The organism is Achromobacter sp. ACM05 (assembly GCF_019218915.1).
Taxonomy (GTDB): Bacteria; Pseudomonadota; Gammaproteobacteria; order Burkholderiales; family Burkholderiaceae_B; genus Achromobacter; species Achromobacter animicus.
Map to the genome: position 1 here is coordinate 1,696,368 of NZ_JAHUWQ010000001.1, position 16,422 is coordinate 1,712,789.

General features: G+C 68.5%; 13 protein-coding genes. 11 read left to right on the plus strand and 2 right to left on the minus strand.

The annotated features are described in order from the left end of the window. Positions 1 to 5: 5 nt before the first annotated feature. From KW836_RS07700 to KW836_RS07730, 7 genes are read left to right on the plus strand one after another with little or no spacing between them, the layout of a single operon-like run. Positions 6 to 1,031, plus strand: coding sequence for an SDR family oxidoreductase (locus KW836_RS07700; RefSeq protein WP_175122511.1), 1,026 nt, complete (start codon positions 6 to 8; stop codon positions 1,029 to 1,031). After that, positions 1,028 to 2,377 (plus strand): murein biosynthesis integral membrane protein MurJ, encoded by a 1,350-nt coding sequence (murJ, locus tag KW836_RS07705; protein ID WP_175122512.1) that lies wholly within the window; start codon positions 1,028 to 1,030, stop codon positions 2,375 to 2,377. Before KW836_RS07700 ends, murJ begins: the two co-directional genes overlap by 4 nt. Continuing rightward, on the plus strand, positions 2,378 to 3,520 hold the full coding sequence (locus KW836_RS07710; RefSeq protein WP_175122513.1) for a glycosyltransferase family 4 protein: 1,143 nt from the start codon (positions 2,378 to 2,380) through the stop codon (positions 3,518 to 3,520). Between the two features lie 44 nt (positions 3,521 to 3,564). Then, complete coding sequence (gene asnB, locus KW836_RS07715; protein WP_175137797.1) at positions 3,565 to 5,496, plus strand: asparagine synthase (glutamine-hydrolyzing); 1,932 nt, start codon at positions 3,565 to 3,567, stop codon at positions 5,494 to 5,496. 3 nt (positions 5,497 to 5,499) lie between these two features. Then, positions 5,500 to 6,615: a glycosyltransferase family 4 protein gene (locus KW836_RS07720; RefSeq protein ID WP_175122515.1), complete on the plus strand. Its 1,116-nt coding sequence runs from the start codon at positions 5,500 to 5,502 to the stop codon at positions 6,613 to 6,615. Further along, on the plus strand, positions 6,612 to 7,769 hold the full coding sequence (locus tag KW836_RS07725) for a glycosyltransferase (protein ID WP_218342890.1): 1,158 nt from the start codon (positions 6,612 to 6,614) through the stop codon (positions 7,767 to 7,769). Before KW836_RS07720 ends, KW836_RS07725 begins: the two co-directional genes overlap by 4 nt. Then, the gene (locus KW836_RS07730; protein WP_175122517.1) at positions 7,766 to 8,899 is read left to right on the plus strand and encodes a glycosyltransferase family 4 protein; all 1,134 of its coding nucleotides are present in this window, start codon (positions 7,766 to 7,768) and stop codon (positions 8,897 to 8,899) included. Before KW836_RS07725 ends, KW836_RS07730 begins: the two co-directional genes overlap by 4 nt. On the opposite strand, the gene pgi is transcribed toward KW836_RS07730, so the two are convergent. Then, positions 8,889 to 10,436: a glucose-6-phosphate isomerase gene (pgi, locus tag KW836_RS07735; RefSeq protein WP_218342891.1), complete on the minus strand. Its 1,548-nt coding sequence runs from the start codon at positions 10,434 to 10,436 to the stop codon at positions 8,889 to 8,891. The genes KW836_RS07730 and pgi overlap by 11 nt on opposite strands. 7 nt (positions 10,437 to 10,443) lie before the next feature. Continuing rightward, complete coding sequence (locus KW836_RS07740; protein WP_175137792.1) at positions 10,444 to 11,835, minus strand: phosphomannomutase/phosphoglucomutase; 1,392 nt, start codon at positions 11,833 to 11,835, stop codon at positions 10,444 to 10,446. Positions 11,836 to 12,151: 316 nt separating this feature from the next. On the opposite strand from KW836_RS07740, the gene KW836_RS07745 reads away from it, so the two are divergent. The 4 genes from KW836_RS07745 to KW836_RS07760 all read left to right on the plus strand — a co-directional run bounded on the left by KW836_RS07745 (position 12,152) and on the right by KW836_RS07760 (position 16,395). Continuing rightward, positions 12,152 to 12,784, plus strand: coding sequence for a BPTD_3102 family carboxylase-like protein (locus KW836_RS07745; protein ID WP_175122520.1), 633 nt, complete (start codon positions 12,152 to 12,154; stop codon positions 12,782 to 12,784). Positions 12,785 to 12,905: 121 nt separating this feature from the next. Further along, positions 12,906 to 14,321, plus strand: coding sequence for an FAD-binding oxidoreductase (locus tag KW836_RS07750; RefSeq protein WP_218342892.1), 1,416 nt, complete (start codon positions 12,906 to 12,908; stop codon positions 14,319 to 14,321). A gap of 20 nt (positions 14,322 to 14,341) precedes the next feature. Further along, positions 14,342 to 15,055 (plus strand): response regulator transcription factor, encoded by a 714-nt coding sequence (locus tag KW836_RS07755; RefSeq protein ID WP_175122522.1) that lies wholly within the window; start codon positions 14,342 to 14,344, stop codon positions 15,053 to 15,055. After that, a complete protein-coding gene (locus KW836_RS07760; RefSeq protein WP_218342893.1) occupies positions 15,052 to 16,395 on the plus strand; it encodes a HAMP domain-containing sensor histidine kinase in 1,344 nt (447 codons plus the stop codon). The genes KW836_RS07755 and KW836_RS07760 overlap by 4 nt, the downstream gene beginning before the upstream one ends. Positions 16,396 to 16,422 lie beyond the last annotated feature (27 nt).

The window sequence follows — 16,422 nt, forward strand, 5'->3', positions numbered from 1 at the left end:
TCGCCATGACCACACGATTCGAAACTGTCACCCAGGAACTGGCCGCCTCGCCGCGCAAGTGGCTGGTGACCGGCTGCGCCGGCTTCATCGGTTCGAACCTGCTGGAAACCCTGCTCAAGCTCGGCCAGTCCGTCACCGGCCTGGACAACTTCGCCACCGGTCACCAGCGCAACCTGGACGAAGTCCAGGCGTCCGTGTCGCCGGAGCAATGGTCGCGCTTCACCTTCATCGAAGGCGACATCCGTGACCTGGACGCCTGCCGCCGCGCGGCCGAAGGCGTGGACTATGTGCTGCACCAGGCCGCGCTGGGTTCGGTGCCGCGCTCGCTCAACGACCCCATCACGACCAACGACGTCAACATCGGCGGTTTCCTGAACATGCTGGTGGCGGCGCGCGACGCCAAGGTGAAGTCGTTCGTCTATGCGGCGTCCAGCTCCACCTACGGCGATCATCCCGCGCTGCCCAAGGTCGAGGAAAACATCGGCAAGCCGCTGTCGCCGTACGCCGTGACCAAGTACGTCAACGAACTGTACGCCGACGTCTTTGCGCGTTCGTATGGCTTCGAGACGGTAGGCCTGCGCTACTTCAACGTGTTCGGCAAGCGGCAGGATCCGGACGGCGCCTACGCCGCCGTGATTCCGAAGTGGACCGCCGCGATGATCCAGGGCAAGGACGTCACCATCAATGGCGACGGCGAGACCAGCCGCGACTTCTGCTTTGTGGAAAACGCGGTGCAGGCCAACATCCTGGGCGCGCTGGCCGCGCCCGAAGCCCGCAACCAGGTCTACAACGTGGCCGTCAGCGGCCGCAGCACGCTGAACCAGCTGTTCAGCTTCCTGGTGCAGGCCCTGGGCAACCAGGGCGTGGACTACGGCAAGCAGCCGGTTTACGGTGACTTCCGCGCGGGCGATGTGCGCCATTCGCAGGCCGACATCGGCAAGGCCAGCCGCCTGCTGGGCTACGCGCCCACGCACACGGTGCTGCAAGGCCTGGAAGTCGCCATGCCCTGGTACACGCAATTCCTGCGTTGAAAGCACTCGTCCGAAAACTCGGCAACATCCACCCGGATCATCAGCGCATCTTCAAGGGCGCGTTCCGGGTGGCGGTGTTTCTGCTGCTGGGCAAGGCCGCCGGCGCCATCAAGGAGATGGCGGTGGCGTACCGCTACGGCGTCAGCGACGCCGTCGACGCCTACCAGTTCACGATGACGATGGGCACCTGGCTGCCGGTCACGATCGTGGGCGTGCTGTCGGTGGTGCTGATCCCGGTGCTGGTGCGCCTGGCGCGCACGGGCGGGGCCGAGAAAGAACTCTTCATCCGCGAGCTTCAGGGCTGGGTCGCCGCCGCCGGCGTCGCCCTCGCTTTGCTGACGTGGTTTGCCTGGCCATATGTGGTGGATCGGCTGGGGCAGGGCCTGTCGGCGCAAGTTCGCGCCATGACGGGCGACCTGCTTATCGCCTTCGCGCCCGTGTCGGCCCTGCTGCTGATCGCGGGCATCAGCGCCGCGCGGCTGCGCGCACAGGAACGTCACGTCAACACGCTGCTGGACAGCGTGCCTGCCGTGGCGACGCTGGCTTGGGTCATGCTGGCCGTCAGCGCCGAGGGCGTCGGACCCCTGCTGTGGGGCACGCTCGTCGGCTACGCGATTCAGACTGTCTGGCTGGCCTGGCTGGCCGCGCGCGCCGACGGCGGTTTCTGGGGCGCGCCGCGCCTGTCGCTGAAGTCGCCGCACTGGCCCGAGCTGATGAGCGCGGCCGGCGTGATGCTGATCGGCCAGGTCGCCATGAGCTTCGTGGGCCCGCTGGACCAATATGCCGCCGCCAACCTGGGCGCCAATGCCAACGCCACGCTGGGCTACGCAAGCCGGCTGCTGTCCTTGCTGCTGGGCATCGGGGCAGTGTCGGTGGGCCGTGCCGCGCTGCCCGTGCTGGCCGACGTGCAGGCCCGCGGTGATACGGCGCGCGCGCGCAGCATGGCGCTCAAGTGGTCGCTGCTGATGGTGGTGGCGGGCGCCGCCGCCGTGGCGCTGGGCTGGGTGCTGGCGCCGTGGGGCGTGTCGGTGCTGTTCCAGCGCGGCGCGTTCACCGCGGAAAACACCGAAGCCGTCGCGCACGTGCTGCGCTGGGGGCTGCTGCAACTGCCGTTCTACTTCGGCGTGCTGATCCTGGTGCAACTGCTGGCCAGCCAGAACCGATATCGCATCATGGCCGCCATTGCGGTCGCCAATTTTGCGCTGAAGGCCGTGCTGAACACCGTGCTCGCGCCCCGCATGGGCGCGGCCGGCATCATGCTGGCCACCAGCCTCATGTATGTGCTGTCCTTCGCATGCTACCTGGTGGTGGCGATGCGCAAGGCTGAACCCAAGGGGACCGATTGAATGTCCGTTGCCGACTCCGCCCGTCCGGCGCGCGTGTTGCTGTTCATCCATTCCCTGCATGGCGGGGGCGCTGAGCGCGTCGCCGCGGACCTCAGCGCCCATTGGGCGGCCGAAGGCAGCGAGGTCATGGTGGTCACGCAGGCCAGCGCCGACGGCGACGTCTATGCGCTGCATCCCAAGGTCCGGCGCGAAGTCCTGCACACGGCGGGCGAGGGCGGCGGGCTGCGCGGCATCCTCAGCAACCTGCAGCGCGTGCGCGCGCTGCGCCGCGTCGTCAAATCGTTCCGGCCCGACATCGTGCTGGGCATGATGACCACGGCGTCCGTGCTGTCCGTGCTGGCCTGCGCGGGACTGAACTGCCGCGTCATCGCCACGGAACACACCCATCCGCCGTCGCAGACCCTGTCGGGTTTCTGGCAGCGGCTGCGCCGGTTGACCTATCCGCGTGCCGCGCGCGTCGTCGCCTTGACCCGCGGCACCGCCGACTGGCTCGAACAGCATGTGCCGGGCTCGCGGCTCGCGGTCATTCCCAATCCCGTCCACTTTCCGTTGCCGCGCGCCGAGCCCATCCTGACGCCGGCGCCGCAAGACGGCCGCAAGCGTCTGCTGGCGGTCGGCCGGCTGCATGGCGACAAGGGTTTTGATCTGCTGATCCAGGCCTTTGCGCACCTGGCGCCGTCGCATCCCGGCTGGGACTTGGTTATTCTGGGCGAAGGCAGCGAACGCCAGGCGCTCGAAGCGCAGGTGCGCGAGGCCGGCCTGGCATCGCGCGTCTCGATGCCGGGACGCGCCGGCAATGTGGGCGACTGGTACGACAGCGCCGATCTTTATGTACTGACCTCGCGCTTCGAAGGATTGTCCAATACCCTGCTCGAATCCATGGCCAGCGGCCTGGCGGCCGTGTCGTTCGATTGCGATACCGGCCCGCGCGAGATCGTGCGCGAAGGCATCGACGGCGTGCTGGTGCGGCCCAATGGCGACGTGCCGGCGCTGTGCAAGGCGCTGGACGCGGTCATGGCCGATGACAAGGGCCGCGCGCGCATGGCGCGGGCGGCCACCGACGTGCGCGACCGATTCTCGGCCGTGCGCGTGCTGCAGAAATGGCAGGAACTTTTTGACGGCGTGCGGGCGTCGGGCCGCTAGGGCCCCGCGCGCGCCGTTGCCACGGTGAACACGAGAACAACATCATGTGTGGAATAGTCGGAATTTGGGGTCCCCTGGGGAACAAGGCGCAGGTGCTGGCCGATAGCTGCCGCCGCATCCGCCACCGCGGACCGGACAGCAATGGATTCTGGGAAGACGCCGACGCGGGAATCGCGCTGGCGCACGTGCGCCTGGCGATCCTGGACCTGACCGAAGCGGGCCATCAGCCGATGACGTCCGCCTGCGGCCGCTACGTCATGGTGTTCAACGGCGAGGTCTACAACCACCTGGACATCCGCAAGCAGCTCGAGGAATCGGCGCTGGCGCCGGCGTGGCGCGGGCATTCGGACACCGAGACGCTCCTTGCCGGCTTTACCGCGCTGGGCATCGAGGCCACGCTGCAAGCCTCGGTCGGCATGTTCGCCATCGCGTTGTGGGACAAGGCCTCGCGCAAGCTCGTGCTGGCGCGCGATCGCATGGGCGAGAAGCCGCTGTACTACGGCTATTCCAATTCGGAGCTGGTGTTTGCGTCGGAACTCAAAGGCCTGATGCCGATTCCGGGCTTTGGGCGCAACCTGAACCGCAACGCGCTGGCGTCGTTCATGCGGCACAACTACATTCCCGCGCCGCAATCCATCTACGAAGGCATCGCCAAGCTGCCGCCCGGCACGTGGATCGAATTCTCGGCCGACGACGCGCGCAACCGCCGCATGCCGGAGCCGCGGGTGTACTGGTCCGCGCGCGAGGCCGCGGATGCGGCGTCAAACGCCCGGCTCTCGTTCGACTCTGATGCACAAGCCACCGACGCGCTGGAAAAGGTGCTGTCCAAAGCCGTGGGCGGCCAGATGCTGTCCGACGTCAGCCTGGGCGCGTTCCTGTCCGGCGGCATCGATTCGTCGACCATCGTGGCGCTGATGCAGGCGCAAAGCTCGCAGCCGGTGCGCACGTTTGCCATCGGTTTTCACGAGAAGGGCTACGACGAGGCGCAGCACGCCAAGGCCGTGGCCACGCACCTGGGCACCGATCACACGGAACTCTACGTCACCGCGGACGACGCGCTGGCGGTCGTGCCCACGCTGGCCGACATGTACGACGAACCCTTTGCCGACTCGTCGCAGATCCCCACGTCGCTGGTCACGCGCATGGCGCGCCAGCACGTGACGGTGGCCTTGTCGGGCGACGGCGGCGACGAACTGTTCGGCGGCTATTCGCGCTACTTCCGCGTGGACAACTGGTGGCGCCAGTTCGAGCGCGTGCCCGGGCTGCTGCGCAAGCCGGCCGGCGCGATGCTCAGCGCGTCCACCCATCTGCCCGGCCGCGGCGCATGGCGCGGCAAGGTCGGCAAGCTGGGCGAACTGCTGCGCGCTGATACGCGCGGCGAGTTCTACCGCGGGTTCGTGTCGTACTGGCCGGACCCGGCCAGCGTCGTGAAGGGCGGCGTGGAACCCCAGTCGGTGTTCGAACGCGCCATGCAGGGATCGTTCTTCGAGTCGATGATGAAGCTCGACACGGTGACCTACCTGCCCGACGACATCCTGGTCAAGGTGGACCGCGCCGCAATGGCCGTCAGCCTGGAAACCCGCGTGCCGCTGATCGACCACCGTGTCTATGAGTTCGCCTGGAGCCTGCCGCACCAGTACAAGGTGCGCGGCAACACCGGCAAGTGGCTGCTGCGGCAGGTGCTGCATCGCCACGTGCCGCAGGCGCTGGTCGACCGCCCCAAGCGCGGTTTCGCCGTGCCGCTGGCCGCGTGGCTGCGCGGTCCGTTGCGCGAATGGGCCGATGCGTTGCTGGATCCGGCACGCCTGCGTCAGGAGGGCTGGTTCGAACCCGAACCCATCCTGCGCAAATGGCGTGAACACACGTCGGGGCATCGCAATTGGGACAGCCATCTGTGGGGCGTGCTGATGATGCAGGCCTGGCTGGACCGCTACCGCGCGGGAATGGACCAAGGGGGACCGATTGAGGACCGTTGACGAATGAAAATACTGATGCTGGTCAGCTCCATGCACGCCGGCGGCGCGGAACGCGTCGCGGCGACCCTGGTCAACGCATGGTCAGAGCGCGGCGACACCGTCATCCTGACGCCCACCTACTCGTCCAAGGGCACCTGCTTTTATCCCCTGTCGGACAAGGTCCAGCTGTCGTGGCTGGCCGATCTGGCCGGCACCCGGGTGTCGGGCGGGATGGCGGCCTTCAAGCGGCTGCTGGCCCTGCGCAAGCACATTCGCGATTCGCGGCCCGACGTGGTGGTGTCCTTCCTGACCAACGTCAACGTGGCCGCCATTCTGGCCACGCGCGGCCTGAACGTGCCGCTCATCGTCTGCGAGCGCACCAATCCGGTCGCTGAAACCACCACGGGAACCGTCTGGCGCAAGCTGCGCCGCGTGCTGTACCCGCGCGCCGACATGGTGACGGTGCAGGCCGAAGACACCGCCGGTCCGTTCGCGCGCCAGGTGCCCGGCATCCGGCGCCTGGCCGTCATCCCGAATCCACTGCCCGCGCCGCTGCTGGATGCGCCGCTGGTGCAGCAGCGTCACGAGGCCGGCCCGCGCGAGCTGATCGCGATGGGGCGGCTGGTGCCGGACAAGCAGTTCGACCTTCTGATCGACATCTTTGCGCAGCTTGCGCCGGAATTTCCCGACTGGAACCTGCGCATCTGGGGCGAAGGCCCCGAGCGCGAGGCGCTGCAGCAGCAGGTGGCGCGTCTGCGCCTGCAGTCGCGCGTCAGTTTGCCGGGGCGCACCGAAGCGCCGTGGGAAGAACTGGCGCGCGGCCAGGCCTTCGTGCTCAGTTCGCTGGTCGAGGGCTTTCCCAATGTGTTGCTGGAAGCGATGTCGCTGGGCTTGCCCTGCGTGGCGTTCGATTGCCCCAGTGGTCCGCGCGAGATGACGCGGGACGGCCAGGACGCGCTGCTGGTGCCGGCGGGCGACCGGGTCGCGATGACCGATGCCCTGCATCGTTTGATGGGCGACGTGTCGCTGCGCGAGCAGTTGGGTGCGCGCGGCGCCGCGGCCGTGCGCCAGCGTTATGCGCTGTCCAGCGTGCTGACCGAATGGGATGAACTGTTCGAAGCGGTGCGGGAGGGGCGATGAGCACCCGGCCGCTGCGCATTCTGCATGTCATCACGGGGCTGGGCCAGGGCGGCGCCGAATCGGTGCTGACGCGCCTGGCGACCTGGCCGGACGCCGACGTCGAGCACATGGTCGTGTCGCTAACCGATGAAGGTTTGTATGGCGAGCGCCTGCGCGCGGCGGGCGTTGCGGTGCATGCCCTGGGCATGAAGCGTGGGCGCGTCAGCCTGGGCGGCTTCCTGGCGCTGCGCCGCCTGATCGCCACGAACCGTCCCGATGCCGTTCAAACCTGGATGTATCACGCCGACCTGATTGGCGGCCTGGCCGCCCGCCTGGCAGGCGTTCGCGCCATTGCGTGGGGCATCCGCAATTCCGGCGAGCACCTTGAGCGCAGCAGCCGGTCGGCGCGGCTGGTGCTGCGCGCGTGCGCGATGCTATCGGGCAGCGTGCCGCGCGCGATCGTCTGCGCGGCGCAGAACGCGGCCGAGCGCCACGCCGAAAAAGGCTACCGCCGCGACCGCATGGTCGTGATCGCCAACGGCTATGACTTGTCGCGCTACGCGCCGGATCCGCAGGCGCGCTCGCGCGTTCGCGCCGCATGGGGACTGTCCGAAGACGCTCCCGTGATCGGCTGCGTGGCGCGCTGGGATCCGCTCAAGGACCACGCCAACCTGCTGCGCGCCGTGGCCGCGCTGGTGCGCGATGGACGCGACGCGGGGTTGCGCTGCGTGCTGATCGGCCGCGACATGACCGACGGTAACGCCCAACTGGGCGCCTTGCTCGACAAGCTGGACCTGCGCGACCGCGTGGTGTTCAACGGTCCCAGCGACGACGTGCCCGCCGTCATGAACGGCCTGGATGTGCACGTGCTGTCGAGCTGCGCCGAAGGCTTTCCGAACGTGGTGGCCGAAGCCATGGCGTGCGGCGTGTATTGCGTGGTGACCGACGTGGGCGACGCCGCCTACATCGTCGGCGACACCGGCGTGGTGGTGCCGCCCGAGCAGGCCGAGGCCCTCGCCCGCGGCATCGAATCCGCGTTGGGCGATGTGGCCGCACGCGGCCGCGAGCGCGCGGGCGAGGCTGGGCGCGCACGCGTCCTGGAACACTTTGATCTTGCACGCATGGTGCAAAGCTACATCGCCGTCTGGCGCCGTATTTCTGGAGTCCAAGCATGAGCGCCGGACGCTGCCTGCTGTTTGTCGTCAATAATCCGGCGTTCTTCATGTCGCACCGCGTGCCGGTCGCCCTGGCCGCGCAGAAGGCAGGCTACGACGTCCACGTCGCGACGATGGACGGTCCGGCGGTGGCTGACATCCAGGCGCTGGGCATGACCCATCACGCGATTCCCATGACGCGCAGCGGCAAGCATCCGCTGCAGGAATTGGGCACGCTGCTGGCCCTGGTGCGCCTGTTCCGCCGGCTGCGTCCCGATGTGGTGCATCTGGTCACCATCAAGCCCGTGCTGTACGGCGGCATCGCCGCGCGCATTGCGCGTGTGCCCGGCATGGTGGCGGCGATCTCCGGATTGGGATTCGTGTTCCTGTCGAACTCGCTGAAGATGCGGCTGGTGCGCGCCGTGGTGGCGCGCCTGTACCGCGTTGCGCTGGGCCATCCGAACAGCCGTGTGATCTTCCAGAACGCCAACGACCGTGACCTGCTCAAGTCGCTGGGCGCCGTGCGCGAGGACCAGGTGGTCATCATCCGCGGCGCGGGCGTGGACCTCGACGCCTATCGGCCCACCCCGGAGCCGCCCGCGCCGCCCGTTGTCGTCACGATGGTGGCGCGCCTGCTGCGCGACAAGGGCGTGCAGGAGTTCGTGCAGGCGGCCAAACTGCTGCGTGAACGCGGCGTGCCGGTGACGATGCAACTGGTGGGCGGCCTGGACGCTGGCAATCCGACGTCCGCCACGCAGGCCGACGTCGATGCCTGGCAGCAGGACGGCTGCGTGCAGGCGCTGGGCGAGCGTTCGGATGTGGCGGCGCTGTACGCGGCCGCGCACATCGCGGTGCTGCCGTCCTACCGCGAAGGCCTGCCGAAATCCTTGATCGAGGCCGCGGCCTGCGGCCGGGCGGTCGTGACGACCGACGTGCCGGGCTGCCGCGATGCCATCGAACCCAACGTGACCGGCCTCCTGGTGCCGGTGCGCGACGCGGCGGCGCTGGCTGAGGCCATTGCGCGCCTTGCGCAAGACGCGGCGTTGCGTCAGGCGATGGGCACGGCGGGCAGGGCGCTGGCGGAGCGCGAGTTTGACATCAACCAGGTCGCTCGCATCCACGTCGCGCTGTACGACGCGCTCAGCGCCTGATTGCGTCGATCCAGAACCGCGTGGACGGATCCTGCTGGCTGGGCTGGGGCGCGTCCAGCTCGCGCATGATGTTCTTGGCCAATACCTTGCCGAACTCCACGCCCCACTGATCGAACGGGTTGATGCCCCAGATCACGCCCTGCGTGAACACCTTGTGCTCGTACAGCGCCAGCAGCGCGGCAAGCGTGAAGGCTTCGAGGCGCGGCAACACGATCAGCGACGACGGCCGGCCGCCCGGATGCACGCGGTGCTGCGCCAGCAGGCGCGCACGCGCCGGGTCGCGTTCTGTGGCGGAGGTTTCCGCCAGGGCTTCTTCAAAGGTCTTGCCGCGCAGGAGCGCCGAGCGCTGCGCCAGGCAATTGGCGACCAGCAGCTCGTGGTGCCGGGCATAGGCATGGTCGGGCTGCTCGCACAGGATGAAATCCACGGGCGCGCCCGTCGTGTCCTGATGCAGCCATTGGAAGAACGTGTGCTGGCAATCGGTGCCCGACATGCCCCACACCGCGGGGCCGGTCGGCACGCCAGCGGGGCTGCCGTCGGCGGTCGCGACCTTGCCCAGCGATTCCATTTCAAGCTGCTGGGCCCACGGAACGATGTGATACAGCCGCGAATCGTATGGGGTGATGACCAGCGAGTCGTAGCCCAGCACGCTGCGGTTGGCCACGCCGGCCAGCGCCATCTGCACGGGGGCGTTCTCGGCCAGCGGCGCGGTGCGGAAATGGTCGTCCATGGCCGCGGCGCCCGCCAGCAGCTGGTCGAAGGTGTCGTTGCCGAGCGCCAGCGCGACCGGCAGGCCGATGGCGGACCACAGCGAATAGCGCCCGCCCACCCAGTCCCAGATCTGGAAGATGTGATCGGGCAGGATGCCCAGGTTGAGTGCCGCCTCGACATTGCAGGTGATCGCGACGACCTGCTTGATGGGGTCGGCGACGCCGGCGTCGCGCAGCCAGTTCATCGCCACTTCGGCGTTGGCCAGCGGCTCGGTCGTGGTGAACGATTTGGACGCGACGATGACCAGCGTGTTGTGCGGATCCAGGCGGCTCATCGCATCGGCGACCGAGTGCGAATCCACGTTGGAGGCGAAGCGCACTTCGCGCCGCACGCCCTCGTGGCGCAGGGCACGGGTGACCAGGCGCGGCCCCCAGTCGCTGCCGCCAATCCCCAGATGCAGCACGCCGCTGTAGCGGCCCGCCGCGTCGGCCGCCCGCACGAATTCGCGCATGCGTTCGCGCTCGGCCAGCACCGCCTTGGCCACCATGGCGGGCGGTTCGGCCGCGCGCAGGGCGGTGTGCCAGGCGGCGCGTCCTTCCGTCCAGTTGGCCTGGCCGCCGTCAAACAGCCGCGCGCGGCTGGCCTCGAAGTCCTGCTGCACCAGCAGCGCCTGCGAGGCCGCCAGCAGGTCGGGCGACTGCGCCTGGGCGCTCAGATCCAGGCGCAGCCCGGGCGCATTGATGAGGCGCAGCTTCTGGCCGTCCCGGGATGCCGTACGTGTTGCGGTGATGAACTGCTGCCACGCGGGGCTGTTGGCTAACGACATGAGCGGATCAGAAGGGCAGTGTGGCGTTCGGCGCCAGCTTGCCGAGTTCGCGGCGGAAGTCGGCCTGGATGCGCGCGAGCGCCGCTTCGCTTTGCGCCTCGAAACGCAGCACGACGACCGGCGTGGTGTTCGACGGCCGCGCCAGGCCAAAGCCATCGGCGTATTCGGCGCGCACGCCGTCGATCGTGATCACGCGCTTGGCGTCGGGGAACTGGCCTTGGTCCTGCAACGCCTTGACCAGCGTGAACGGCTGGCCTTCTTCCATTTCGAGCTTCAGTTCCGGCGTGGAAACGTCCTGCGGCAGGGCTTCCAGCGGCTCGCAGGCGTCGGCAAAGCGCGACACGATCTCCAGCAGGCGTGCGCCGGTGTACAGGCCATCGTCAAAGCCGTACCAGCGTTCCTTGAAGAAGATGTGCCCGCTCATTTCGCCGGCCAGCGGCGCGCCGGTTTCGGCCAGCTTGGCCTTGACCAGCGAGTGGCCCGTCTTCCACATCAGCGCGTTGCCGCCGGCCGCTTCGACCGACAGGCCGACGTGGCGGCTGCACTTGACGTCATAGATGATGGTGGCGCCGGGATTGCGCTCGAGCACGTCGCGCGCAAAGAGGACGAGCTGGCGGTCGGGCCAGATGATCTGGCCGGACTTGGTGACCACGCCCAGGCGGTCGCCGTCGCCGTCAAAGGCCAGGCCAAGTTCGCAATCGGTCTCGGCCACGTGCTTGATGAGGTCCTGCAGGTTTTTGGGTTCGGCCGGGTCGGGATGATGGTTGGGGAAGTTGCCATCCACCTCGCAGAACAGTTCGTCGACCTCGCAGCCCAGCGCGCGGAACAGCTGCGGCGCGACGGCGCCGGCCACGCCGTTGCCGCAATCGATGGCGATCTTCATGGGACGCGCCAGCTTGACGCCGGAGGCCACGCGGGCAATGTAGGTCTGCGCCAGGTCGAGCTGGCGGCGCGTGCCGGCCTCGGCTGCGGGCGCCGGGGCATCGCCATTCATGGCCTGCGCCAGTTGCTGGACGTCGTCGCCGTACAGCGCGCGGCCGCCCATCATCATCTTGAAGCCGTTGTACTTGGGCGGGTTGTGGCTGCCGGTGATGGCAACGCCGGACCCGGTCTGCATGATGTTGGCCGCGAAGTACACGAGCGGGGTGGGAACCATGCCGACGTCCAGCGTATCCACGCCGCCTTCGAGCATGCCTTCCTGCAAGGCGAGGGACAGCATTTCGCTGCTGAGGCGGCCATCGCGGCCAACCACGAGCGTCTGCACGCCTTGTTCGCGGGCGCGGGCGGCAAGCGCCACGCCGAGAGACCGGGCGAAGGCCGCGTCGATCAGGTCCGGCACCGTGCCGCGAATGTCATATGCCTTGAAAACAGAGGCCGGAAATTGTGTATTGTTGCCCACGACGGTTCCTTGTTGAGGGGGACAGCGCGGCGGCTGCCGGGTAATGGTAAACCCGCACATCCAAACCGCTATGGCAAGGGCCAAAGCTGGATTATCCCCCATCGGCGCGGGGGGCTTCATCCTTCGGGCGGAGTAGGGCATTTACCCGGTGCCGGCCTGCCCCGCCATGGTGCGGCGCATGGGGCGGCGCCGCCTGTTTCCGGTGCACGTCCGCAGGCAAAAAAGCCGCTTGCCGGGCGGGCGCGCATGGCACAAAAGTTGCTCGTCATCCGAAGGTGATACGCTTGCCGGGCAAGCAGAAAGACCAGGAGGGGCCATGGGCGCCAAAGTATCCACAGTCATGTCATCGGGCGGCGCCACAAGCAGGCGGGGACCACCCACGGACTTTGCCGGTCCGGCGGCCGGCCGCGAACGCAGGCTTGATATCCACGTCTTTGCCGCGGCAACGGGCGATCTGGCCGCTGGCCGCGCCTGGGAGCGCAGCGTCTGGCGCGATGCGCGCGTCCTCATCGCCGAATGCCCGGCGCCGCATCTGGCGGCATCGATCGAAAGCGCGCTGCGCACGGTTGCCGCCAGCGTGGCGCGCGACCGCGGCTGGCAGGCCGCAGGCACCGTGTCCTTCTCGCTCGACGACCGCAGCGGCGTCTTCCGCGTCATCGACGCGCAGGCGCGGGCCCGCACGCCGGACATGCCGGTTGCCGAACACGATCCCATCGCGCCGCACGTGCTGGAAGTGCGCATCGACGGTTGCGGCGATCGCCGCCTGCCGTGCACTCACCTCATGGTCTGCGGCGCCACCCGTGGCGAAGTCCTGCGCCGCGCCTACCGCGCCTTGTCCGAATTGCCCGGCCCCGCCGGCGTGGACCGCGCCTTCCTGATGGAGCGCATCGCCTCCCGCGCCTTCTGCTCGGGCATGACGGGCACCCGGCTGGACCAGGCGGTCGGCTGACAGGTCCAACAGACACCCGCAGGGGGCTTCGGCGGGCGCCGCCCAGCCCCTACAATAGTCCGCACATCCGATGAACAGCGCCCGGCCCTCGGCGGCCGGGCCGACTCTCTGTGCGGCACCCATGACACTGCTGAGCGATCTCCAGGCCCTCTTGGGCGATTCCCACGTGCTGACCGGCGCGGACGCGGATTCCTATGTGCTGGATTGGCGCCGCCGCTATCGCGGCGCGGCCCTGGCGGTGATCCGCCCCGGTTCCACGGCGGACGTGGCCGCCGCGATCAAGCTGTGCGCGCAGCACGGCGTGCCCGTCGTGCCGCAAGGCGGCAATACCGGCCTGTGCGGCGGCGCCACGCCGGACGACACCGGCACCGCGGTCGTCCTGTCCACGGCCCGGCTCACCGCGGTGCGCGCACTGGATACCGACAACGACACCATCACGGTCGAGGCCGGCTGCATCCTGCAGGCCGTGCAGGAGGCCGCAGCGGCAGCCAACCGGCTGTTCCCGCTGAGCCTGGCGGCCGAAGGCAGCTGCACCATCGGCGGCAACCTGGCCACCAACGCCGGCGGCACGCAGGTGCTGCGCTATGGCAATACGCGCGACCTCACGCTGGGCCTGGAGGTCGTGACCGCCGAAGGCGAGATCTGGGACGGCCTGCGCGGCCTGCGCAAGGACAACACCGGCTACGACCTGCGCGACCTGTACATCGGCAGCGAAGGCACCCTGGGCATCATCACGGCCGCCACCCTCAAGCTGTATCCGCGTCCCGTGGCGTCCTGCACGGCGCTGCTCACGCTGGACAGCATCGACAACGCCGTCGAGGTCCTGTCGCGCGCCCGTTCCGGATTTGGCGCCTCGCTGACCGGGTTCGAACTCATGAGCGGCGCCTGCCTGCAAGGCGTGGTGCGGCTGTTTCCGCAGCAGCGCCTGCCTTTTGAAGGCGAGTCGGCGGCTTCGCCGTGGTTCGCGCTGCTGGAACTGTCCGACAGCGAAAGCGAAACGCACGCCCGCGAGCGCTTCGAGGCCGTGCTGGGCGACGCCATCGAAGCCGGCCTGGTGAACGACGCAGCCATCGCCGCCAACGTGTCGCAAAGCAAGGCGCTGTGGCATCTGCGTGAAAGCATTCCGCTGGCCGAGGCCGAGCTGGGCAAGTCGGTCAAGCACGATGTCTCGATCCCCATCTCGTCGATCGCCGGGTTCGTGCACAAGACCAACGCCTTGCTGCAGGCGCGCTTTCCGGGCGTGCGCCACGTGATCTTCGGCCACCTGGGCGACGGCAACCTGCACTACAACGTGGCCCATGCACCCGGACAGACCGAAGCCGAGCTGCTGGCGCTGCAAGGCGAGATCTATGGCGTCGTGCATGACAGCGTGCACACGCACAAGGGATCCATCAGCGCTGAGCACGGCGTGGGTCAGCTCAAACGCGACGAACTGCCGCGCTACAAGAACCCCGTCGAACTGGCGCTGATGCGCCGGATCAAGCGGGCGCTGGATCCCCAGGGTCTCATGAACCCCGGCAAGGTGCTGCAGGCATAACGCGGCCAGGATCGCAGACCATGAAAACCCCTCCCGCAGCGGGCGCGAACCACCGGGTGCTGATCGTCGAAGACGACCATGTCATCGCCGGCAATCTGTACAGCTTCCTGGAGGCGCGGGGCTTTCTGCCCGATGTGGCGTACAGCGGACCCGCGGCCCTTCAACGGTTGCAGGAACAGCGTTTTGACGCCGTGCTGCTGGACATCGGCCTGCCCGGCATGGACGGCAACGCCGTGCTGCATGACATGCGCACGGAACGGCGGCTGGCCGTGCCGGTGCTGATGCTGACCGCGCGCGACAGCCTCGAAGACAAGCTGGCGGGCTTTTCCCATGGCGCCGACGACTATCTCACCAAGCCGTTCGCGCTGCTCGAAGTGGAAGCGCGGCTGCTGGCGCTGATCCAGCGCGCCAAAGGGTCGACGGTCGATGCGGAGCGCACCTTCGGCCCGCTTCAGTTCGACGCGCGCAGCCGCGTCGTGTCGGTCAGCGGCGTGCCGGTCCACCTGACCCGCAAGGCGGGCCTCATCATCGAGGTGCTGCTGCGCGACCCGGGCCGCGTGGTGACGCGCGAAGAACTGGAATCGGTCCTGTGGGGCAACGAACCGCCCTCGTCCGATGCGCTGCGCAGCCAGGTCCACCTGCTGCGGCGCGCGCTGGCCGACGCGGGTTTTGACGGTATCGAGACCGTGCACGGCACCGGCTGGCGCCTGACGCTGCCCGCCGCCGCATCATGAGCCGCGCCGCCGCCGGCACGCTGACCCAGCGCGTGGTCTGGGCACTGACGGGCACGGTCGCGCTGTTCGTCACCGCGCTGGCCCTCCTGGCCTACCTGACGTTCGACCAGATGGAAGACGATCTGGTCAACGACATCCTGAACACCGAGATGGACCGCCTGGTCCAGCATGCGCGCAGCAGCGACGAGTTCCTGCCGCGCCACGGCGCGCGCGAACTCGGCGGATCCATGCGGGCGTGGCTCAGCGTGGACGGCCAGCCGCCCGCCGGCATGCCGCCGGAACTGCTTTCGCTGGAAAACGGACTGCACCTGATCGAACCTGGCGCCTACACCTGGCACGTGATGGTGGCCGAGACGGGCCGGGGCACCGTGTACCTGCTGTACGACGCCACCGACAACGAAGAGCGGGTGCACGATTTCGGGCTGATCGTGCTGGGCGTGGGCGCCATCTGCGTCGTGCTCGCCTACGGGTTGGCGCGTCGTGTGGCGGGGGTGGCGGTCGGACCGCTGCTGGATCTGACGGACCGGCTGTCGACCTGGGCGCCGGGCTCGCCTGACATGGCCGTCACGCGCGACGACGAGGCCGGGCGTCTCATTGAAGCCTTCAACCGCGTGCAGAACCAGGTGGACCGGTCCATCGCCCGCGAACGCGAGTTCGCCAGCAACCTCAGCCACGAGGTGCGCACGCCGCTGGCGGCGATCCGCTCGGACAGCGAGCTCATGCTCCTGACGCAGGCATTGACGCCGGATCAGCAGCAGCGCCTGACACGCGTGGTGGACAACGTGGACGACGTCATCGTCAGTCTGGAAAGCGCGCGGGCAATGGCGCGCGACGAGTTGCGCGCGCCGGAACCGGTGGACATCGCCGAGTGCATGGAAGACGCGTGGCGGGGGCATGCCGCCCAGGCCAGTCTGGCCGACCTGCGCTTTGACAATCAATTGCCCGCCGGCCAGGTGCTGACGCTGGACCGCTACGCCTTGCTGACCGTGCTGCGCAACCTCGTGCGCAACGCCATCGAACACGCCGCACCGGCCACGCTGACCGTGGCGCTGGACGCGGAGGGCGGATTGGCGTTGCGCGACAACGGCAAGGGCATTGCTGCCAGCGATCTGCCTTTTCTGTTCCGCCGCTATTTCAGCGGCCGCCTGCGCGATTCCGGCGTGGCGGGCGGCGACGAGACGGCGCGCGGGCTGGGCCTGGCGATCGCCAAGCGCGTCTGCGACATGCAGGGCTGGTCGCTCAGCGTCGAATCCTCGCAAGCAGAAGGCCCGGCGCGTGGCACGCGCTTCCTGCTGCGTTTCGAGCCCGACGAGCGGGGCGGCCCGACGGCGAAAATTTGACGAATTTTCGACTGGCGGGACCGTAAA